The organism is Komagataeibacter swingsii, assembly GCF_003207895.1.
Classification (GTDB): domain Bacteria; phylum Pseudomonadota; class Alphaproteobacteria; order Acetobacterales; family Acetobacteraceae; genus Komagataeibacter; species Komagataeibacter swingsii.
Genome location: NZ_NKUB01000031.1, coordinates 1 through 22,094, shown reverse-complemented (window position 1 = coordinate 22,094; position 22,094 = coordinate 1). Strand labels below are relative to the sequence as shown.

16 protein-coding genes and 1 tRNA gene are annotated in these 22,094 nt (G+C 65.8%); 11 read left to right on the top strand and 6 right to left on the bottom strand.

Going from position 1 to position 22,094, the window contains the following annotated elements:
• Nucleotides 1-36 precede the first annotated feature (36 nt).
• Nucleotides 37-1,353 carry a serine hydrolase domain-containing protein gene (locus CFR76_RS14880; protein ID WP_244191971.1) on the top strand — a complete coding sequence of 439 codons (1,317 nt, stop codon included), beginning with the start codon at nucleotides 37-39 and terminating at the stop codon, nucleotides 1,351-1,353.
• Nucleotides 1,354-1,454: 101 nt separating this feature from the next.
• Here CFR76_RS14880 and CFR76_RS14875 read toward each other — a convergent pair whose 3' ends face one another.
• Nucleotides 1,455-4,001, bottom strand: a complete 2,547-nt coding sequence (locus CFR76_RS14875) for an EAL domain-containing protein (protein WP_110557710.1) — start codon at nucleotides 3,999-4,001, stop codon at nucleotides 1,455-1,457.
• Between the two features lie 174 nt (nucleotides 4,002-4,175).
• Here CFR76_RS14875 and CFR76_RS14865 point away from each other — a divergent pair, with 174 nt between their 5' ends.
• The 4 genes from CFR76_RS14865 (at nucleotide 4,176) to CFR76_RS14850 (ending at nucleotide 10,495) form a co-directional block, all read left to right on the top strand.
• Nucleotides 4,176-6,992 carry an HWE histidine kinase domain-containing protein gene (locus CFR76_RS14865; protein ID WP_244191969.1) on the top strand — a complete coding sequence of 939 codons (2,817 nt, stop codon included), beginning with the start codon at nucleotides 4,176-4,178 and terminating at the stop codon, nucleotides 6,990-6,992.
• Nucleotides 6,993-7,021: 29 nt separating this feature from the next.
• Entirely contained in the window at nucleotides 7,022-8,152 is a 1,131-nt protein-coding gene (locus tag CFR76_RS14860) for a PQQ-dependent sugar dehydrogenase (RefSeq protein WP_110557700.1), read from the top strand.
• Between the two features lie 49 nt (nucleotides 8,153-8,201).
• Nucleotides 8,202-8,777 carry a cupin domain-containing protein gene (locus CFR76_RS14855; protein WP_110557699.1) on the top strand — a complete coding sequence of 192 codons (576 nt, stop codon included), beginning with the start codon at nucleotides 8,202-8,204 and terminating at the stop codon, nucleotides 8,775-8,777.
• A 350-nt stretch (nucleotides 8,778-9,127) separates the two neighbouring features.
• Entirely contained in the window at nucleotides 9,128-10,495 is a 1,368-nt protein-coding gene (locus CFR76_RS14850; RefSeq protein ID WP_110557698.1) for an amidohydrolase family protein, read from the top strand.
• 139 nt (nucleotides 10,496-10,634) lie between these two features.
• Here CFR76_RS14850 and CFR76_RS14845 read toward each other — a convergent pair whose 3' ends face one another.
• The 4 genes from CFR76_RS14845 to CFR76_RS14835 form a co-directional block, all read right to left on the bottom strand.
• Nucleotides 10,635-10,835, bottom strand: coding sequence for a hypothetical protein (locus CFR76_RS14845; protein WP_110557697.1), 201 nt, complete (start codon nucleotides 10,833-10,835; stop codon nucleotides 10,635-10,637).
• A 45-nt stretch (nucleotides 10,836-10,880) separates the two neighbouring features.
• On the bottom strand, nucleotides 10,881-12,029 hold the full coding sequence (locus CFR76_RS14840) for a BMP family ABC transporter substrate-binding protein (RefSeq protein ID WP_110557696.1): 1,149 nt from the start codon (nucleotides 12,027-12,029) through the stop codon (nucleotides 10,881-10,883).
• Nucleotides 12,026-12,226 (bottom strand): hypothetical protein, encoded by a 201-nt coding sequence (locus tag CFR76_RS17820; protein WP_146222698.1) that lies wholly within the window; start codon nucleotides 12,224-12,226, stop codon nucleotides 12,026-12,028. The genes CFR76_RS14840 and CFR76_RS17820 overlap by 4 nt, the downstream gene beginning before the upstream one ends.
• Before the next feature lie 138 nt (nucleotides 12,227-12,364).
• A complete protein-coding gene (locus tag CFR76_RS14835) occupies nucleotides 12,365-13,714 on the bottom strand; it encodes an amidohydrolase family protein (RefSeq protein WP_110557695.1) in 1,350 nt (449 codons plus the stop codon).
• Between the two features lie 915 nt (nucleotides 13,715-14,629).
• On the opposite strand from CFR76_RS14835, the gene CFR76_RS14830 reads away from it, so the two are divergent.
• From CFR76_RS14830 to CFR76_RS14810, 5 genes are all read left to right on the top strand, one after another.
• A complete protein-coding gene (locus CFR76_RS14830; RefSeq protein WP_110557709.1) occupies nucleotides 14,630-15,325 on the top strand; it encodes a YoaK family protein in 696 nt (231 codons plus the stop codon).
• A gap of 92 nt (nucleotides 15,326-15,417) precedes the next feature.
• Entirely contained in the window at nucleotides 15,418-15,924 is a 507-nt protein-coding gene (locus CFR76_RS14825; protein WP_110557708.1) for a YbaK/EbsC family protein, read from the top strand.
• Nucleotides 15,925-15,974: 50 nt separating this feature from the next.
• Nucleotides 15,975-18,926, top strand: coding sequence for a glycosyltransferase (locus tag CFR76_RS14820; RefSeq protein WP_110557694.1), 2,952 nt, complete (start codon nucleotides 15,975-15,977; stop codon nucleotides 18,924-18,926).
• Nucleotides 18,927-18,971: 45 nt separating this feature from the next.
• The gene (locus tag CFR76_RS14815; protein ID WP_110557693.1) at nucleotides 18,972-19,658 is read left to right on the top strand and encodes an NUDIX domain-containing protein; all 687 of its coding nucleotides are present in this window, start codon (nucleotides 18,972-18,974) and stop codon (nucleotides 19,656-19,658) included.
• A 215-nt stretch (nucleotides 19,659-19,873) separates the two neighbouring features.
• The gene (locus tag CFR76_RS14810; RefSeq protein WP_110557692.1) at nucleotides 19,874-20,236 is read left to right on the top strand and encodes a YidB family protein; all 363 of its coding nucleotides are present in this window, start codon (nucleotides 19,874-19,876) and stop codon (nucleotides 20,234-20,236) included.
• A gap of 49 nt (nucleotides 20,237-20,285) precedes the next feature.
• On the opposite strand, the gene CFR76_RS14805 is transcribed toward CFR76_RS14810, so the two are convergent.
• Nucleotides 20,286-21,146: an N-formylglutamate amidohydrolase gene (locus tag CFR76_RS14805; RefSeq protein ID WP_110557707.1), complete on the bottom strand. Its 861-nt coding sequence runs from the start codon at nucleotides 21,144-21,146 to the stop codon at nucleotides 20,286-20,288.
• A gap of 179 nt (nucleotides 21,147-21,325) precedes the next feature.
• Between CFR76_RS14805 and CFR76_RS14800 the strand changes: the two genes are divergently transcribed.
• Nucleotides 21,326-21,400, top strand: a tRNA-Val gene (locus tag CFR76_RS14800).
• Nucleotides 21,401-22,094: the final 694 nt, after the last annotated feature.

Genomic DNA, 22,094 nt, shown 5'->3' with positions numbered 1-22,094 from the left:
GGACCGTCAGCCATCATAACAGGAAAAGGCAACGGCATGCGCGGGTTACGGCACGGTTACGGATTACGGTTTTCCCTGCGCCTGTTATGCACGGGCCTGACCCTTGCCCTGTCGCCGGTGGCGGCCCGGGCCGCGCCGGACATGACGGCGCTTTCCGGCCAGGTTGACCTGGCGCACTGGTACTGGGGGCCATATAATGCATGGTCATGGCGGCACATGCGCGAGATATTCCCCAGCGCCAACATCCCCCATGCCCTGATGCCGCAACCCCTGCCCGACGCCCCTGCCCGCCCGGCCGCGCAGTGGCGGGTTACGGATCACGACGGCGGCAGGGTGACGCCGCTGGCGCAGGTCCTGTCGCGCAACCATGTCGATGCGTTCATGGTGATGCAGCACGGCAGGCCGGTGGTGGAATGGTACGCCAGCCCCGACCAGCAGCGCGCGCCGCACCTGATCATGTCCATGTCGAAATCCATGCTTGGCACGCTGGCCGAAATCCTGATCGCCGCGGGCACGATCGATCCCGAACGGCAACTGACGTCATGGCTGCCGGAAATGCGCGGGACGAATTATGATGGCGCGACGCTGCGCCAGGCGCTGGACATGCAGATATCGGACCGGGTCTTTGAATCGGAAGCCAATGGCGCGCTGGATTATGAGGACAGCGACCGCGCGGGCGGCTGGCTGCCGCCCCACCCCGACAGCCCGCGTGACCTGCATGCGTGGCTGGCCACCCTGCACCACCCGCATGGGCCGCCGGGGGAACATTTCCTGTATCTGGACCAGGGGGCGAATGTGGTGGCGTGGGTGCTGGAACGCGCGACGGGCAAGCCGCTGTCCACGCTGCTGACGGACAGGATATGGATGCCGATGGGCGCGCGCGATGATGCCTATTACGTGCTGGACCGATCGCACGAAGCCTATGCATCCGCCGGGATGAACGCCACCCTGCGCGACATGGCCCTGTTCGCGCAGATGATGCTGCATGGCGGGCAGGTCGATGGCCGCCAGGTCGTGCCCGCCGCGGCGGTCGACGCCCTGTACCACCGCGCGGACCGGGCGGTCTGGGCGCGTGACGGGCGTGGGCCGGAAATCACGCAGGGCTTTCCCGGCTTTGAACAGGGCGGCTACCGCAGCTTCTGGTACGCCAGTGGCGAAAGCTGCCACCGCATGGCGGCGATCGGCCTTGGCGCGCAGTTCATGCTGGTCGACCCGCGCAATGACGTGACGGCGGTCGTGCTGTCCGCCACCCCGAAATCCGATGATGACGCCGCCGCCCTGGCGGTGGATTACCACGTCATTGACCAGATCGTGGCGCAGGTGGGTGGCCATCCCTGCGCGCCGTCGCACTGACGGGGTGGTTCGACGCCACCGTGGCGTCGTTTATGGTAACATACGGATAAAAAAGCTTTCCGGGTGCCAGCTTTTTCAAAAAACCAGCGCCCCGCAGGCGGTCAGGACCCGGGCTGGTAGGCGGAAAACCATGCCGCCAGTTCTTCCGCCGGCAGCGGCTTGGAGAACATGTAGCCCTGCAGCACGTCGCAATCCATGTCGGCCAGCAGGCGGCGCTGTTCCTCGTGTTCGACGCCCTCGGCCACCACGGTCATGCCCAGACTCTGGCCGATGCGGACCACGGCCATGACCACGGCGCGGACCTTTTCAATGCTTTCCAGCCCGGTCATGAAGCTGCGGTCGATCTTGACCTCGTTCACCGGCAGGCCGGCAAGGTTGGACAGGCTGGAAAAGCCGGTGCCGAAATCATCCATCGACATGCCCACCCCCATTTCCCGCAGCTTCTGCGCCACGCGGATGGTGCGGTCGTAATTGTCGATCATGGTGCTTTCGGTAATCTCTATCGTCAGGCGCTCGGGCGGGATGCCGGTTTCCTTCAGCAGCCTGTCCACGAATTCCGGCAGCGTTTCATCACGGAAATGCAGCGGCGACAGGTTGACCGACACCACCGGCACGGCCACCCCGTCGCGCATCCACTGGGCCATCTGCATGCAGGCCGCGCGCAGGGACCATTTGCCAATGGCCTCGATCTGGCCGGTTTCCTCCGCCACGGTAATGAACCGCGCGGGCGAGACGAAGCCCAGTGACGGGTCGATCCAGCGCGACAGCGCCTCCACCCCGTATAGCTGGCCGCTGCGGGCATGGACCTGCGGCTGGTAGAACAGGCGCAGCCGGTCGTGGGTGATGGCGTCGCGCAGGGCCGCGGCCAGGATCAGCCGGTCACTGGCCTGCTGGTTCATGCGCGGGCTGAAGAAGCAGCAGTGCCCGCCGCCATTCGCCTTGGCCTGGAACATGGCGGTCTCGGCGTTTTTCAGCAGGGTGTCGCCGTCCTCGCCATTTTCGGGGTGGACGGCGACACCCAGGCTGGCCGACAGGCTGACCGGCACGGCGCCGATATGGGTGGGCTGGCCCAGCACGCGCAGGATCGTGGCGCTCAGCGTCGAGGCATGCTGCTGTTCGCCATTGGTGACGATGGTGAACTGGTCGCCCCCGCTGCGCACCAGCGTATCGTCGATGGTCAGCACGTCACGCAGCTGGCTGGCGATATGGGCGATCAGTTCATCACCCGCCGTATGGCCGAACACGTCGTTGATATGCTTGAAGTTGTCCACCCCCACGGTCAGCAGCATCAGGTTGCCGCGCACATGGCGGCGCAGCATGCGGGCCATGTTCTGGCGCAGCCAGCGGCGGTTGGGCAGGCTGGTCAGCAGGTCGAAATCCGACAGGCGGTTGATGTGTTCCTTCGCCTCGTGCCGTTCAATGGCCAGCGTGCACAGGTGCAGGCTGGTGGCCACCGCCTTCTGGCAGGCGGCGTCGGGCAGTGAATCGGTGCGCGAATAGCACGTGAACACCCCCACCACCCGGTTGTTGCGCATGATGATGGGCGTCGCCCGCGCCGCCTTGATGCCGTTATGCAGCGTCTGTTCGCGCAGGTGCTGCCAGCGCGGGTCGTGGGCGATGTCGCTGCATTCGGTCACGTTGCCGGTGGCGGCCGCGATGCCCGAACACGCGGCGCCGTCGCCTATGGGCAGCGTGTCATACAGCTTGACCAGCGACAGCGGCAGGCTGGCGCGGCCCTTGCATTTCAGGTGTTCGTCCTTTTCCACCAGGTAGATGGCGGGCATGACATCGGGGATGTAGTGTTCGATGCGGCGGCAGATGAAGTCCATGACCTCATGCAGGCTCAGGTCGCTGGAGATCGCCTCCAGCGTGTCGCGTTGCAGGCTGTCGAGGAAATGCTGTTCGGTAATGTCGGTCAGCACGACGACAATGTTCTCGATCTCGCCGCTTTCGCTGAACACGGGGTTCATCGCCGCCGATACCCATATGTCGCGGCCGCTGGCGTGGCGGGCGCGGATTTCCAGCGTGAAGCCACGGGCGTTGCGCGCGCCTTCATGCAGCTTGTTCAGGATGCCGATATCGGTCGTATCCCCCGCCAGGATGACCGAAAGCCCGTGCCCCGTGACCCGTTCGGGGCCGAAGCCGAACATGTCGCTGAAGGCGCGGTTGACGTAGATGATGCGGAATTCCGGGTCCAGGATGGCGACCCCGCGGTCGGTTTCGCGCACCACCAGCGACAGCAGGCGGATCTTCTCGCGGTCGTCCACTTCCTGCGATATGTCGCGGATCAGCGCCATGTAGCCGATCTTGCCATCCACCGCGATGCGCGACAGCGACAGGTTGGCCCAGAAGCTGGTGCCATCCAGCCGTTCGACCAGCACCTCGCGGCTGGTGCCCACGATCTTGTTGATGCCGGTTTCGCGGTTGTGGCGGATCAGGTCGTCATGGGTGGAACGGATGTTGCGCGGCACCAGCACGTTGACATTGCGCCCGATCACGTCCTGGCGGGCACAGTGCCACAGCCCTTCCGCCGCGCGGTTGAAGAAGGTTATGGTGTTGTTCTCGTCAATCAGGACAACACCAAGGATGGTCTGTTCCAGTGCAGGAAGGACGGTTACCTGCATGTCATCTATCATGTCGCGGGGCATCGGGCTGCTGGTCTCCTGCTGACTGGAAACGAACGGGATGAAGCTGAAGCGTGCCACCGGCGCGAAACCGTCCGGAGCACTGTAGTAAGCGACAGCCAGCATGGTGTTTCATGCACATGCAGGGGTTAAGAAAGGGTATATGGAAGTAAATATAAAATATTGCATCATGCATCCATGTATTCACCCATTGACGCGGGGCGGCCCGCGGGCGGGGCGGGGGATGCCGGCGCGCGCTTACATGACGGTGAGGTGTGCAAAACCGGGCTGTCGCGCCGCGCGGCATGGGGGTATGCTGCACGGCCTTCCACCATGCGCCCCCGCCGGGACCATGCGGGGCGGCGCAACCCCGGCAGGCGCGGTGCGGCAGGCACCCGCCCCGGCCATGGCAGGAGCGGGCATGGTACTGACACGGGCCGATCACGCGGTGGGGATGGCGGCCGGCGTTCGCCCGCTGTCGCCCGCCGCGCCCCCGCGCCGGGCGCGCGCGGCGTCATGAAATGGGCCACCGACCATATCCAGCCCCATGGCTGGCTGCTGGCCTGTGACGCGCGGCTGGAACATATCGTGCGCTGGTCCGCCAACGTGCCGCGCAGCCTCCGGCGCGCCGGGCTGTCGGCGGGGCTGCCGCTGCGCGATGTGGTGGGGCGGCAGGCCACCCACGCCATCCGCAACGCCCTGGCCACCCATGGGGAGGCCCACCGCCGACCCGCCCTTGTGTTCGGGCAGGAAGCGCCGGATGGCAGGCGCTATGACGTCGCCATCCATACCGCCGGGCCGGACATCCTGCTGGAATGGGAACCCGCCGCCGAGATGGCGGGGGATGGCGCGCACCTGTCGCTGCTGCGCACCATGATCGACCGGATACGCGAAATCACGGATTTCGACCGCCTGTTCCGCACCGTGGTCCGGCTGTTCGCAGGGGTGCTGCGTTTCGACCGCGTGATGCTCTACCGCTTTGCCGAGGACGGATCGGGCGAGGTCGCGGCCGAATACCACGCCCCCAACCTTGAAAGCTTCCTGGGCCAGCATTTTCCCGCCAGCGACATCCCCGATCCCGCCCGCAGGCTGTACAGCACCAACCTGATCCGGATGATCGGTGATGTGGACGCAACGCCCATCCCCATCATCTCGCCCCCCGGCATGGCGCCGCCCGACCTGTCGCACGCCCACCTGCGGGCCGCCACCACCAGCCATGCCGACTACCTGCGCACGCTGGGGGTCGCGGGGTGCGTGTCGGTCTCGCTCATGGTGGACGGGCGGCTGTGGGGCATGATCGCGGGGCACCATTACAGCCCGCGCGTGATGAACATGAGCCAGCGGATCGTGGCGCGCATGTTTGGCGAGTTCCTTTCGCTCCAGATCACCAACCTGCTGCGCACCAAGCGCCTGGCCATGACGCGCCAGACCCATGCCCTGATCGAAACGCTGCTCAAGGGGGCGGCCCCGGTGGCGGACATGCCCGCCTACCTTACGGCGCACCTGGCGGACATGCTCGCCTTCGTGCAGTGCGACGGGGCGGCGCTGTGGGCGGGCGGGCAGTGGACGCTGCATGCCGCGCACCCCCCGCGCGGGGCGATGGACGACCTGCTGGCGCTGGCGCGCACGCGGGCCGGCGCGCAGATCTGGCATACCACCCACCTTGCCGCGCACATCCCCATGGCGGCGGATTACGCGGCGCGGGCGGCGGGCATGATGGTGGTGCCGATTTCATCGCAGCCGGGCGACTACCTGCTGGTGTTCCGGCGCGAGGTGGTGCGCACCCTGAAATGGGGCGCCGATCCCACCGCGCCCCCCCGCCAGCAGGCCGAGGACGGATATTTCGGCCCGCGCACCAGCTTCGCCATCTGGACGCAGCAGGTCACGGGCGAATGCCTGCCATGGTCGGGTGACGACATGGAGGCGGCAACCCTTGTCCGCTCCGCCCTGATCGAGGTGATGGGCGCGTACCACCAGTTGCAACTGACCGAACGCGCCACGGCCGACCTGCGCCAGCGCATGCTGAACGAGGAACTGAACCACCGCGTGAAGAACATCCTGTCGGTGGTGCAGTCGCTGGTCAGCCAGCCGCTGGAACCCGGCGCCACGGTCGAGGGCCATGCCGACCGGCTGCGCGGGCGCATCCGCGCGCTGGCGCTGGCGCATGACCAGGCGGTGCGCAGCGAGGGCGGCGGCCTGCTGCGCGCGCTGCTGGACGCGGAACTTGCCCCCTATCGGGAACGTTGTTTCGTCACCTGCGACGGGCCGCCCATATGGCTGACGGGCCGCGCCCTGTCGGTTTTGGCGCTGGTGGTGCATGAACTGGCCACCAACGCCGTCAAATATGGCGCGCTGGCCCATGCGCGCGGGCGGCTGGACATTACGTGGTCGCAGGACGCGGCGGCGGATGGATGGCGCATTTCATGGCGCGAAAGCGGGGGGCCGGGTATCGCGCCGCCCGTGCGTCGGGGTTTCGGCTCCGTCCTGATCGAACGTGGCTTCCCGCATGAACTGGGGGGACGCGCGCATGTCAACTACCGCCCCGGCGGGCTGGAGGTGGTCATGGACCTGCCCGCCCGCCACATAAGCCCCGCCCCGCCCGCACAGGCGCGCGACGCGCCCGCCCCCGCCGCGCCCCCCACGCCGGGAAAGGAGAAGACAGTGACCGATGCCGATATCCTGCTGGTCGAGGACCAGTTCCTGATTGCGATGGAAGCCGAATGGGCGATCGAGGAAAGCAATCTGGGACAGGTCCGCACCGTGGCGTCGGTGTATGAAGCCCTGACCGCCATCCGCGACCGGGTGCCCGATGTCGCGATACTGGATGTCAACCTTGGCGATGAAAGCTCGATCGAGGTCGCGCACATGCTGCGCGCGCGCGGCGTGCCGTTCATTTTCGCCACCGGCTATGCCGACCGCACCATGATCCCCCCCGAACTGTGGGACGTGCCGGTGGAACGCAAGCCGTATTCCGCCATGGCCCTGGCCGAACGCATCCGCCAGCTTGTCTCGTGACCCCGCCCGCCGCACCAGGGAGCCATCCGATGCCCCGTATCCGCGCAGCCTTCATGGCCGCCGCCACCGTCATGGCCCTGATGGTCCCGGCCATGGCCGCGCTGGCCGCCCCGCGCATGGACCTGCTGCGGGCGCCGCCGGGGTTCCATGTCAGCCTGGTGTCCGACCACGTGCCCAGCGCGCGTGAAATGGTGCGGGGCGCGCGCGGCACCATATTCGTCGGCAGCATGGCGGCCGGCGATGTCTATGCCCTGAGCGGCGTGGATGGCGGCGGGCCGGTGCGGGTGCGGGCCATCGCCCACGGGCTGGACCTGCCGGTGGGCGTGGCCTACCACGATGGCGACCTGTATGTGTCCGACATGCGGCGCATCGTCGTGCTGCGCGCCATCGAGGACCATCTGGACGACCCGCCAAGGCCGGAGGTCGTGGCCGGCGACCTGCCCTACCGCGCAGGCGACCATTCGTGGAAGTTCATCGCCTTCGGGCCGGACAACCGCCTGTACGTTCCCATTGGCGCGCCGTGCAACATATGCGCCGTGGGCCACGAATTCGGGCGTATCATTTCCATGAACGCCAGCGGCGCGGACCGCCGCGACGTGGCGTACGGCATCCGCAACTCGGTCGGTTTCACGTGGCAGCCCGGCACGGGTGTCATGTGGTTTACCGATAACGGGCGTGACAACCTGGGCGATGACGTGCCATCGGATGAACTCAACCGGCTGGACGTGCCGGGGCAGTCCTTCGGCTATCCCTACTGCCATCAGGGCAACGTGCCCGACCCGCAGTTCGGCAGCCAGCACCCGTGCAGTGAATTCACCCCGCCCGCCCTGCTGTTGGGCGCGCATGTCGCCGCCCTTGGGCTGCGGTTCTATGAAGGCACGGAATTCCCCGCGGCCTACCGTGGCAGCCTGATGATTGCCGAACACGGGTCATGGAACCGCAGCCAGTTATCGGGGTACCAGGTGGTCAGTGTCGGCTTCAATGCGGAAAACCGCCCCCAGCCCCCCACCGTGCTGGTCAGCGGCTTTCGCCAGGGGCAGCGGGCATGGGGCCGCCCGGCCGATGTCCTGCCGCTGCCCGATGGCAGCATGCTGATCAGCGATGACCTGTCGGGCGCCATCTACCGCCTGACCTATGGGAACGCCGTCCCCTCGTACTGACCGCGACGGGGCGCATCCCCTTTTCCCCAACCGTTACGGAAGGCCCCCGATGTCCCCGCGCGCCGCCGCCCTGTTCACCGCCCTTGCCACCCTGCCGGGCCTTGCGCCCGCCATGGCCGCCGTGCCACCGGCATCGCCCCGGCCCGCCGTGCCGCCCGACGCCACGCAACCCGCGCCACCGCAGCGGTCGTACCGGCATTTATGGACCGATGACAAGGGCATCAGCCACATCACCACCTGCCCGGTGCATGATTTCTTCCTTAAAAGCATGTCCCCGCCCGCCGGCCCGCAATGGCAGGACCCGATGGCCCCGCAGGTCGCGACCGTGATGGTGACGGTGCAGCCCGCGCACTGGAACGGCACGTGGCACCCCGACCCCAGGCCCCAGTGGATCGTGCCCCTGCAGGGCCGGTGGTATGTCCGCGCCATGGACGGCACGCGGGTGGAAATGGGGCCGGGCGACATCCTGTTTGGCGAGGACCAGGGCGTGCGCCCCATGGAGAGCGGCCCGTACAAGGGCAGGAAGGGGCACGACGCGGGCAATGTCGGCAACGGGCCGGTGACGCTGATGGTCATCCAGTCCGCCAATGAGCCGGTCATCAACCAGCCCTGCCGGTATCACTGATACGGATTGAAAGATACCAGAACGCCGCCTTTTTGAAAAAGGCGGTACCCAAAAACTTTGTATATTTATCAATTGGTTATTAAAAATCATTCGCCTGTGGCCGATTTCTGGGCAACCGCCTCAGCTTTATCCACAGATTCCGGGGATAGGGAGAAAGATAACCCTGTGGAAAAAATCGGGAGATCCGTATTCCCCTTGTATTTTCAACGTGTTTTCCCATGGCCGTGGAGTTTGCCCGCCCCCATCCCCATCATGCCCCGCAGGGCGGCGGGGATGATTTTCAGGCTGTGCAGCGCGGGATTTTACGGAAATAATCATTCGTTTTCGTAACATGGGGAACCCGTTGCAGCATGGATGAATTCGTTATCCGCGGCCATGTCGTCAACCCGGTCGCCCCCGGCCGGGTCACCATGGCGGACAGCGTGGTGCATGTGGGCGCGGCGGGCACGGTCATGGCCCGCCATGACGCCGACACCCCCATGGCGGCCCGGGTGCTGGGCCATGCCGCCCGCCACGGCATGGCCGTGCATGCGCTGTCCCCCACGCAACTGCTCATGCCGGGATTTGCCGACCTGCATGTGCACGCCCCGCAATGGCCGCAGATGGGCCGGGCGCTGGACCTGCCATTGCGGGCGTGGCTGGAACAGCGGACCTTCCCGCTGGAAGCCCGCTTTGCCGATCCCGCCTTCGCCGCGCCGGTCTATGATGAAATGGTCCGCACCCTGCTGGCCAACGGCACCACCACCGCCGTGTTTTTCGCCACCATCCATGAAGAAAGCAGCCTGCTGCTGGCGCGCACCTGCCTGCACTACGGCCTGCGCGCCCATGTCGGGCTGGTGGCGATGGACGACGCGGCGCTGTGTCCCCCCACCTATCGCAATGCCAGCGTGGAACAGGCGCTGGCCGCGACCCGCTGCTTCATCCATGCCGTGCGCGCCCTGCCGGGTAACGAAGGCGGCCTTGTGCGCCCCATGGTCACGCCGCGCTTCATCCCCGCCTGCACGGATGGCCTGCTGCGGGGACTGGGCGCACTGGCGGCGGCGGAAGGCTGCCTGATCCAGACCCACTGTTCCGAAAGCGACTGGGAACATGACCATGTCCGCCAGCGGACCGGCGTGAACGATACCGTGGCGCTGGACCGCTTCGGTCTGCTGCGCCGGGGCACGGTGCTGGCGCATTCGTGCTTCATGGGGGCGGAGGACATGGCGCTGGTCCACGCGCGCGGGGCGGCGATCGCGCATTGCCCCATTTCCAACGCCTATTTCGCCGGTGCGGTGCTGCCATTGCGCAGGGCATGGCAGGCGGGCGTGCATGTGGGGCTGGGCACGGATATTTCGGGCGGGTATTCCCCGTCCGTCGCCGTCAACGCCGCCATGGCGGTAACAGCCGCCCGCATGCTGGACAGCGGCACCGATCCCGACCGGCCCGCGGCAACGCGCGGCGCGCCGGGTTCGCGCCTGACCTTTACCAATGCCCTGTGGCTCGCCACCCGTGGCGGGACGGCGGCGCTGGGCATCGAGGCCGGCCAGTTCATGGCGGGCCAGGCATTCGACGCCATCGTGATCGATCGCGCCGCCCCCGGCAGCAATATCCTGCCCCCCACCCATGGCGGCCCGGACAGCGTGGCGGAGGACGTGGTGCAGCAGGTCCTGTGCAATATCGGCAGGCCCAACATCCATGCCGTATGGGTGGCCGGCCGGAAGGTGCATGGGACATGAAACCGTAAAACTGGCCATGGGGGTATGTATCGGGCCAGTCAGCCGGGTGGATGGCCTGAACCGCCTGACCGACAGACGGGCTTGTCCAGCGGCGTTCCCCTGATGTCATTGCATACGGTACGGAATACGGGCGATCATATCAATTCCGTACCGTGCCGTGCCAGCGGGCTGGCTGCCCGCTCCTGCGTGTTGTGGCCGAAGCCAGGGCCGCCCGCACGATGCGGGGATTATGGATAATGGCGAGCGTGCCATCCATCGGGTACGATGCAGTCATCATCAACCTGGCCTCCGGCGCGGGCGGCAGCGGTATCGTGCGGGCAAAGGGCATGATCGTGGTCATGGACCCGACCCTGCCGGGAATGACCGGACGGACCCATGCAAGGGATCAGGGCAGGCCGCTGACCCCGTCCACCGCCCAGTTCCAGTCATACAGTTCCAGGTCATTCATCGTGACGCCCTCGGCCACGCGCAACTGGCCGTGCTGGTCGTGGATGGGGCCATTGAACGGCGACCAGCCCCCCATGATCCGCGCGCGCACGGCGTCCGCCCGGTCGCGCACCGCCTGCGGCACGCGCTGGCCCCACGGGTCGCGGTCCACGCCGTGGCCCATCATCAGCAGTTGCGGCACCGGCCGCCACGTGCCCGCCAGCCGCGCGCGCACCTGCGCAAGGTAGAACTGCGTGAAATCCAGCACGACAGACGCCACGTATGCATCCGGCCCGAACTGGCGTATGTCCTTGTTCCACATGGCCGCCCACAGCCCGCGTTCCTGCGCCACATGCAGGTAGCCCGCCTCGTCCATGATGCCGAACAGGAAGTCACACCCCTTGTCCGCCAGCGCGTTGGCGGCCTGGATGGCGGCCTGCGGGTCGAACCATGCATTGATGCTGATGACCTGCATGGTGGCGTCGGGGTTGACGCTGCGCGCGCCCAGAAGCGTGGCATTGGCCCCGGCATAGGCCGAAGGCAGCGGAAAGGAGGCGATGAATCCCAGCTTGCCATCCCGGCTCAGCAGGCCCGCCGCCACCCCGATCACATAGCTGACATACCAGTGCGCGATGTAATACCAGCTGACATTGCCGCGCAGGGGGCGTCCGTCGCACTGCATGAAGGCGGTTTCGGGCGCGCGCGCCGCCACATCGGTCAGGAAGTCCCCATAATCCGCGCCGGTCAGGACCAGTTGCGCGCCTTCGGCCACGAATTCGCGCAACAGCCGGGTGGCGTCGGCCGAATACGGCATGCTTTCCACATACACCGTACGCAGCCTGGGAAAGGCGCGGCGCACGGCCTGCAACGCCACATGGTGCATCTCGGTCCAGCCGCCATCGCTGGTGGGGCCGACATAGCCCAGCGCCAGCAGGGCGTCTTCCTCCGCCACGGGGGGCATGGGCGGTACGCTGGCATAGGGGGCGGCAAGGGCCGCCAGAAGCCGTTCGGTCGCGGTGGGGGCGGCGGCCCACCCGCGCCGGGGCGCAAGCCCGGTGGAAAACGCTGCCCCCGCAATGGCCAGAAGCTGCCGGCGCGGCACGATCATGCATGTCGTCCTTTGGCAATGGGCGGAAGATGCGCGACCGTACCTTCCGGGGCCACCCGGTTGAGCGTAGGCCCCACGGGCATGCTAACCACGCGCGTGGCGGGCACAAGGGGCAATGCGCAGCCGGCCATCGCCACGTGAAAGAAAGCGGCGGCCAGCAGCCTTTCGCCCCCTTCCCGCCCCCCCGGTCGCGCCACGCCCGCGGCAGGCGTTCCTCCGCTTCCCGGCGGGGCTAGGGTAATTCCACTGAACTCTGGCTCAGTGGAATTGCTCTAACTCATTGTTTACCTAGCATCTTCACCCGTTCGAATGTGTCCATTCAAACCAGATCTGCTCTAGTCGCGCTGCTGTATCCGCCGGGCCTGCCGCGCATGCTCGCGCAACACGTCACCCAGGGCCGCCATTACGGGTTCGCCATTTTCCACCAGCACCTTCCCCGCCACGATGGTGGTGCCCGCGACGGCGGGGCCACAGCGCAGCCATCCCTCCACCGGGTCGGTCAGCGCGCCCGCCAGCGCCACGTCGCTTGCATGCCAGATCACAAGGTCGGCGCAGGCGCCGGGACGCAGGTGGCCGATCTCGTCCTCCCAGCCCAGGCAGGCCGCCCCGCCACGGGTCGCCATGTCCAGCGCCTCACGCGCGCCCATGGCCTGCGGGCCGTGGCCTGCGCGGCCCAGCAGCATGGCGTTGCGCGTTTCCATCCACATGGAGGCATGGTCCGTCGTGGCCGACCCGTTGCAGCCAAGGCCCACATGGATGCCGCGTTCACGCATGTCCAGCGCATCGGCGCTGCCGCCGCCGATCATCATGTTGGAGCTGGGGCATTGCACCACGCCAACCCCGGCGCGCGCGATGCGGTCGATTTCCGATGTCGAGGGATAGATGTAATGCGCCACCCACGTGCGCGGGCTGGCCCAGCCCATGCGTTCGAACTGCTCGGTGGGGGTGCAGCCGTACAGGTTCAGGCAGCAGTCGTCTTCCGCCATGTCCTCGGCCAGGTGGGTGTGCAGGCGCAGGCCAAGGCGCTCGGCCATGGCGAGGGATTCGCGCATGATCCGTTCGGACGACGAAAACAGCGATACCGGCCCCAGCGCCACCCGCCCCATCGCGCCCGGGGCGGGGTCGTGGTACGTGGCCACCAGCCGTTCGCAGTCGGCCATGACCGTGTCCTCGTCCTGCACCAGGGCGATGGGGGGCAGGCCGCCATCTTCCTGCGCCCGCGTCATGCTGCCGCGCGTGGCGTAAAGGCGGAAACCGATTTCACGCGCCGCGCGGAACTGTTCATCAACCAGCCGGGGGCGGGGATGGATGAACAGGTGGTCCATGGAGGTCGTGCAGCCCCCCAGCAGCAGTTCCACCATGGCGACGTAGCTGGACACGTACACGCAATCCGCGTCCAGCCCGGCCCATAGCGGGTACAGCGCCTGCAGCCACGCAAACAGCGGCATCCGCGTGGCCGGGGCATAGGAACGCGTCAGGTTCTGGTACATATGGTGGTGTGCATTGACCAGCCCGGGCGTGACCAGCCGGCCACGCGCGCTGATGACGCGCGCCGCCGTGGGCGGTGGCTGGTCGGTACTGCCAACGGAATGGACGCGGCCCTTTTCAATGGCGATCCAGCCGTCGGGAATTTCCTGTTCATGGTCAATGTACAGGTAGGCATCACATATCAGAATATCAATCATTACTTAACCATACTGTTCCGGCCCGGATGCATGCGGGATGGGGGAAATCCGACATCGCGGAAAACCGGAAACCTGAATACTGAGTCACTCATTATTTAAGTAATTTATTTAAGTATCTTTTTTTGGAACATGCCATCATCATGTGCGTCTGTCCATATGTATAGATGCGGACATGCCAAGAAGTGCGACCAGGAACAACCATGGATTGTGAAAGGAGAATGCATATGTATGCATTGAATTCCACATGACGGTTGTATTGATTACAGACAATTAACTAAAAGAACCATGTGCGTACGCCACAAGGCGCAAGGTCCCGCCCCGGTCAGGCAGGGATATCTTTTTATCCTGATAGGTCCATAAAATTAATTGTCAGTTAAAACCTGATTACATCACAGGAATAAAAGTCATGACCCTGCGGTTTGTAGGTATCATTTCCTATATGTCACAACTGGAGTGCCAGGCGGATGAATATTGCAACGGGACGCGACAGGTTAAACCGGGACGGGGTATTGGTCATCCGGGGGTTTCTGTAGACATTTTATTAATAAATGTAAATGGAATCCCGGTCAGGCGAAAGCATTTCACCCTGTTTTGCGACCGGACCGCGCCATGCGCCTGACATATCCCGGGTTATGGAAATATCATCGTTCCGGAACGGGCATCTATCTTTTCTATATATTCATGAATACAGACATCCTGTTTCAGGAATCTATAATAAATATCCGCCATATGCATGCATTATCGCAACCGCAGGTTGTTCTCGCCCCGCCCCATAATGTCTTTTCCCGCCCTGGCCCGGCCGGATCGCGCCACATTGTATCCTGGCGGCAGGGTTGCGGGTTGCATTCCCCCTGCCCCGTGGCGGATACCATCATGCTGTGCGGGAAGCCTCCCGCCATCAATGGAACAAGGGGCATGCTGGTTCACGAAGGGGCAACGCGCAGTATCGGCACCGACCTGCGCCTGGGCTGCACGCTGGCGGCGGTGGCGGGCGCGGTCAACGTGGCGGGGTTTCTGGCCGTCGGGTATTACACCGCCAACATGACCGGCAACCTGTCGGCGCTGGCCGTGGGCGTGGGCGACGGGGGCATGATGCCCGTGCTGGCATGCGTGGGCGTGCTGGCGGCGTTTGTCACGGGCGGGTGCATTGCGGCGCTGCTGGTGGGGGCGGGCCGCAGGCGGGGCGTGCGCGCGGTCCATGCCGCGAGCATCGCGCTGGAGGGCATGCTGCTGATCGCCCTTGGCGTCCTGTCGCGGGTGCTGCCCGCATGGGTGGAGGCCGGCGGACTGGGCTGCGGGCTGGGTTTCCTCATGGGGTTGCAGAACGCCACCGTCACCCATATTTCCGGCGCGCGGGTGCGCACCACCCATATGACCGGCATGCTGACCGACCTTGGCATGGAACTGGGGCAATGGCTGCTCGACCCCCGCGCCGCGCGGGTGCGCGAACGGCTGCGGCTGCATGGCGCGATCATTGCCTGTTTCGTGCTGGGCGGGATCGGGGGCGCTGTGGGCTACCGGGCGTATGGCATCGGGGTGCTGGCGTTCATGGGGGGCGGGCTGGTGGCCCTGGCGTTGCCGGGGCTGTGGCAGGCGGCGCGGCGGGGCTGATGCGCGGGCGGAAGGCTTGCATGGCACCGGGTGCTATTTTATCCTTTCTGGCGCAAAGCGCGGGCAGGCCCGCCATACGCCGGGAGCAGCATGTGACGAAACAGACGAAAGCCACCGAATTCCTGGCCGCCAGCGGCGTGCCGTTTTCGGTGCATGACTATGAATATGCCCCCGGCGGCGGGCTGATCGGGATGCAGGCGGCGCAGTCCATCGGGGCGGACCCGGGCTGCGTGCTCAAGACGCTGGTGGTGGAGGTGGACCGCAGCATACCGGCATGCCTGGTGGTGCCCGCCGACCACAAGGTGAACTTCAGGAAGGTCGCGGCCCTGTTCGACGGGCGCAACGCGCGGATGATGAGTCCGGAAAAATCGGCGGAACTGACCGGCTTCCGCTCCGGCGGGACCAGCCCGTTCGGCCAGGAACACCAGTTGCCCGTCATCCTGTCGGCCGACGCCATGGCGTGCCCGCATGTCTATGTCAACGCGGGCGACCAGGGGCTGGTGGTGCGCATTGCCCCCGCTGATGCGCAGAAGGCGGCGGGGGCGCGGGTGGCCGATATTTCCGCGGCCCCCGCCCCGGTGGAACCAATCAAAAATTAACCTTTGGCGTCCATAACCCCTCCCTGAACAGAACAGGGACGGGATGCACGATGGCTGTTTCCTCGGATAATGCGGAAATGGCTGATGGATGGGCCACGTTCGACCCCGCATGGTACCGCGCCCGTTACGCGGCCATGCTGGACCTTATGGACATTCCCGCGGAACAGGCGCGCGAATTCCATGAAGCGCACGGCGCGGCGCTGGGGCATTCCCCCAATCCGTTCTTTGACGAGGAATGGTACCGCGCCACCTATCCCGACATCGCGGCGCAGGTGGCGGCGGGCACGTGGCGCAGCGGGTTCGACCATTACCTGAACGAAGGCGCGCGCACCCACAACCCCCACTGGCTGTTTGACGAACGCGCCTACCTGGCCGCCTACCCCGATATCACGCCCGCCACGCTGGATGCGGGCGGGTATCGCAACGCCTATGATCATTACCTGCGCACGGGCGACGGGGAAATGCGCAGCGGGTCATGCTTTTTCGACCCCGGAACCTGTATCGCCCTGCTGGCGGAATGCGACCACGGCCCGACGCGGCGGCCCTTTGCCGATTACCTGCGCCGGGGCATGGACGCCCTGCCATGCCGCAGCCTGTCGCTGTATTTCGATGCGGAATGGTATGCGCAGACCTATCCCCAGGCGCATGCGGAAATCACGCAGGGGCTATGGCGCAGCGCCCTGCACCATTACCTGTGCAACCCCACGCCACGGGCGTTCGACCCGGGGCCGTTCTTTTCCGAATCCTTTTACGCCATGGTCAACCCCGACGTGCTGGCCGCGATCGAGGCGGGGGCGCTGCGCAACGGTTATGCCCACTTCCTCAGCGACGGGGTGCATGAACAGCGCAAGCCGTGCTCGACGCTGGACCTTGCGCAGTACATGCGCGACCCCGCCGTGCAGGCCGATATCGCCGCGCGCCGGGCGCGGGACGGGCTGGGCCATTACCTTGCCGCCCGCCCCGACCTGAAGCCAAGCCCCCCGCCCCCCGTCACGGAAGACCAGGCCCGCGCCCTGTTCCGCCACATGTGCGCCGCCCGCCTGCCGCTGCTGCTGGATGGCGGGATTGATTTCACCACCGATGCGCCCCCGGCCGTAAGCGTCATCATCGTGGCGCACAACCAGTTTGAACTGACCATGTCCACCCTTGCCTCGCTGCGGGCGAATTACCACGGCCCGATGCAGGTGCTGGTGGTGGATTCCGGGTCGCGTGATGGCGTCGCCCGGATCGAGGGTCATGTGCGCGGGATCGAGGTACTGCGCTTTGCGGGCAATATCGGCTTCGTGCGCGGGTGCAACGCGGCGCTGCGCCGGGTGCGCGCGCCGGCCGTGCTGTACCTCAACAACGATGTGGACCTGCAGTACGGCGCGATCGCGAACGCCCTGTCGCGGCTTGTGGCGGACGACGCCACGGGGGCGGTCGGCGGCCGCGTCATCCGCACGCATGGCATGCTGCAGGAAGCGGGCAGCATGGTCTGGCGCGACGGGTCGGTGCAGGGCTACATGCGCGACGCCCACCCCTGCGTGCCCGAGGCGGGGTTCGTGCGCACGGTGGATTTCTGTTCGGGCGTGTTCCTGATGGTCCGGACCGAGGTGGCGCAGGTGCTGGATGGTTTTGACGAAAGCTTCGCCCCCGCCTATTTCGAGGAAACCGACCTGTGCATGCGCATCCGCGCGCTGGGCTACCGGATCGTGTATGACCCCGCCATCTGCCTTGTGCATTATGAATGCGGCACGTCGGACATGGCCAGCGCGTCGCGGCTGATCGCGCGCAACAACGATCTGTTCATCCGCCGCCATGCCCCCGCGCTGCGGCGCAGGCTGCTGCGCCATGACCCGTCGCAGGCCCGCGCGCGCCATGCGGATGGCGGGCGGCACATCCTGTTCATCGAGGACAGGCTGCCGCTGCGCCACCTCGGTTCGGGCTTTACCCGGTCGAATGACATCGTGACCACGCTGGCCGGCCTTGGCTACCATGTCACGGTCTATCCCGTCTTCCGCCCGATCGAGGACGCCGCGACGCGGGCGGCGGCCTTCCCCGATAATGTGGAGGTCATCCACGACCGCGAGCTGGCCGACCTGCCCGCTTTCCTGCGCGCGCGCAGCGGGTGTTTCGATGCCATATGGATCGCGCGCACCCACAACGCCGCCCGTGTGGCCGGCATCCTCAACGATGCCGCATCCTGCATTCCTGCCGACCGGATCGTGGTCGATACCGAAGCGCTGGCCGCCTGCCGGGACGTGGCCTACGACCGCCTGCACGCCATCACCCCCTCGCGCCCGCTGGCCGCGCGGCTGGAGGATGAACTGCGCCCCCTGTTCGTGGCGCAGCGCGTGGTGGCGGTCAACGCGGCGGAGGCCGACCTGCTGCGCGGCGCCGGGTTTGATAACGTGTCGGTCCTGGGGCATGTGCAGGTGCCGCGCCCCACCGGGCCGGGATGGGCGGCGCGGCGGGATATCCTGTTTCTTGGCGCGGTGCATGACATGGTCTCCCCCAACCTTGATTCGCTGTCGTGGTTCAGCGGGGAGGTCCTGCCCCTGCTGGTGGCGCGGCTGGGGGCGGATATCCGCTTCAGCGTATGTGGCCATGCCAGCCCGCGCGTTGACCTTGGCCCCCTGCGCCACCACCCCAACGTGCGCATGCTGGGCCGTGTCGCGGATACCGCCCCGGTTTACGACCACCACCGCGTATTCGTGGCCCCCACCCGCTATGGCGCGGGCATTGCCTACAAACTGCATGAAGCCGCGGCCAATGGCCTGCCGGTGGTGGGATCGCCGCTGTTATGCCAGCAGGCGGGCTGGCGCGACGGCCAGGACATGCTGTGCGCCAGCATCACCGACCCCGCGGACTTTGCACGGCAGGTCGCGCGCCTTTACCATGACCAGGCGTTGTGGGACACGGTGCGGGACAATGCGCTGGCGCGCATCGCCACCGAACATGCCCCGCAGGATTACCGTAACGCGGTGGCGGCCATCATGGACGCCGTATTCACGCAGGGCTGACAGCCGGGCCTGTTTCCGGCAGCCCACCGACAGGAGCCGGAAACCATGGACCAGACGGACGCCATTTCCTTCGCCCCCGGCATTGGCCCGGCCCTTCAGGCGCGCGTGCTGGCCGCGCCGCATTTCCGGCGGTGGCATGACGGGATGCGCGCGCGTTTTACCCTGCGCCACGTGCTGGTGCGCGACGCCATCGCCTTTGATGCACGGCGCATGGGGTTCATACTGGTCGAGGCCGACGCCCTGCATGACGGCCACCGCGTGCCCGGCCTGGCGCTGCTGCGCGGGGATTCCGTATCGGTGCTGCTGGTGCTGAAATGCCCCGGCTACCCCGACCGCACCGTGCTGACATGCGAGGCCCGGGTGCCCGTGGCGCGGCCCGACCTGCTGGCGTTGCCCGCCGGGATGCTGGATGGCGGCGCATTCACCAGCACGGCCCTGCGCGAACTGTCGGAGGAAGTCGGCGCGGACGTGCGGGTGCGCGCGCGGGACCTGGTGAAGCTGACCGATGTCTGGCTGTCACCCGGCGGGTGTGACGAGGCGATCGGCCTGTATTATGTCGAACTGCATATAAATGAGACGCTGGCCCAGGCCCTGTCCGACCGCCAGACCGGGCAGGCGCGGGAACATGAATACATCCACCTGCATGTCATTGACCTGTCGGCGGTGCCCCATATCGGCATGACGGACGCGAAAACGTTGCTTTCATGGCACATGTACCAGGCGCGTCGGTAAGCGCCGCTTTTTTTGTTGACACAACCGCGTGAGGACAATCATAAAGACCGGAAGCAGACTGCCCTGTGCACCTGCTTCTTGGACGTTTCCTCCCTAAACTCAGCGGTGCATATGCACCGCTTTTTTTTGGCCTGTTTTATATAAATTTCCTATAACTGTATGTCGTGTAGTATAGTTGGAACCCCACACATACGAGAGACGGGAAAGAAAGCAGAATGAGCGGTATCTTCAATGATGTAATGGGCAAGCTGAGCGATCTGGCCAGCGCGTCCGGCCTGTCGCAGCAGGTGCATTCCTACCTGTCGCAATTGCTGACGCCCGACACCCTCAATACGCTTGTGGCGCAGGCGGAACAGGCCGGTCTGGGGGACAAGGTGCGTTCGTGGATCGGTGATGGCCACAACCTGCCCATCTCCACCGATGAACTGCGCAGCCTGCTCAGCAGCCAGCAGGTACAGGCCATGGTGGACAAGACCGGCCTGCCGGCCGCCACCATCCTGCCGGTCCTGGCGCACCTGCTGCCCGAAGCCGTCAATACCCAGACGCCGCAGGGCACGATACCCACCAAGACCGCCTGACGGGCGACTGAGGCAGGCGATGGGGGCCGGGTGCATGCCCGGCCTTTTTTCATTCCGCCGCCTGCTGCCCCAGCATGCTGCCATACCGTACCAGACGGTCCACAAGGTCCCCCAGCACGGCCTGCAACGCAGCGAAACCCGCATGGGGCGCCAGCGTGTCCTGGTCCATGTACAGCGCCCGGCTGATTTCCAGCTGCAACGCCTGCACGCCCCGGCGCGGGCGGCCATAATGCCGCGTGACATAGCCCCCGGCGAACGGGACATTGCGCGCCACACCATGCCCATGGTCCAGCAGCGCCTGTTCCACCAGCGCCGTCATCTGCGGTGAACAGGCCGTGCCCCACGCATTGCCCAGAACGAAATCCGGCTGCGCGCCACGCCCCTTTGGCACGGGCATGGAATGGGCATCCAGCAGGATGCAGCAGCCATGCCGCGCCACGCTGTCGGCCACAAGGGCGGCCAGCGCGTCATGATAGGGCTGCCAGCAGGCGCGGATGCGGGCCTCGGCCTCGCTGAAGGGCAGCGGGCGGGGATAGATCGGCCCATCGTGGGAGACAATGCGCGCGATCGTGCCAAAGCCCGCCCGCACCTTGCGGCTGGTGGTATTGCACCATTCCGGCAGCTTTTCGCGGAACATGGTGGGGTCCAGTTCCCATGCCTCGCGGTTGGCGTCGCAATAGGCGCGGGGAAAGGTCGCGTGCAGCAATGTCGCACCCCGCCCCGGCGCGGATGCGAACAACTGGTCCACGTAACAGTCCTCGCTACGGCGCAGGGCGCGTGCATCAAGCCGGGACATGCGCAGGAAGGCGGCCGGGTAATGCCGGCCCGAATGGGGCGAGGCCACGATAACGGGCGTTCCCCCCCCATCGGGATGGTGGATATGAAAGGGTGGCATGGCGGGGTCCGTCATGGCGTTTTTTCCGCGGGCAGCGGCCACGGACAGCCCCGAAAGGCCACAGGCGGGAAGGCAGCACGGCACATGCCCGCCATAGGGACAGGCGGCCGGCTTGCGGTCAATGCGATTTTTTTCAAAACAGGGGTTGCATCCCCCTGAAAGGCTGAGTAAAAGCCACCTCACCGGAGCGGTTAGGGCGCATAGCTCAGCGGTAGAGCACTACCTTGACATGGTAGGGGTCACAGGTTCAATCCCTGTTGCGCCCACCACCGCTCCGGTCAGGAACCCTCAGAAATTAGCCAAAAAAACGGTAATATGTAAAAGTGGCCAGCTAGGGACGATGGTCCATTAGCATTCACCAAGATGCATTATGAGCCGTTAGGCAGGTGTGCCGGATTAGTGCAGTTTGTTCTGCATATGTTTGCACACAGGCACTAGTACTCTCACTGGCCTTCCCTGAGAGACTGTTTGACAACTCAGCTCATGATAACGCTTTAAAATTAAAGAAAGTTTTTGGTGAAGCTTTTTGCAAAAGCTTCAAAAGACCGCCGCCTTTTTGAGAAAAAGGTGGCACCCAGAAACTTTTATTGTTTTTTATCAATGATTTGTTTTCAAACGGCCTCTTAGTAATCCCTCACGCTGCGGCACCCATCCGGTTGGTGCAGATCATGATACCGCACCTGACAACGCATTACGGGATGCCGCGACCGGGGTGGGGTGCCGATCCTGCCCCCGATCAGGCGATGCAGCCTTACGCTGTCCCAACCCACGCTTCAGCATGGCGGGTGCAGGCGGCTGCCCTTCCCCGCTGGCAGCGGGTTCTTACACCCGCGCCAGACCCGGATCAGGCGGGTTCAAGCGCCACCTCGACGGGCCGCATGACGGGCGGGGCGTGCCAGCGGCCGTGGTCCACATCCGCGATCTCGCGGTCGATCTCGGCGATGACCTGGCGTGAAAACGGGC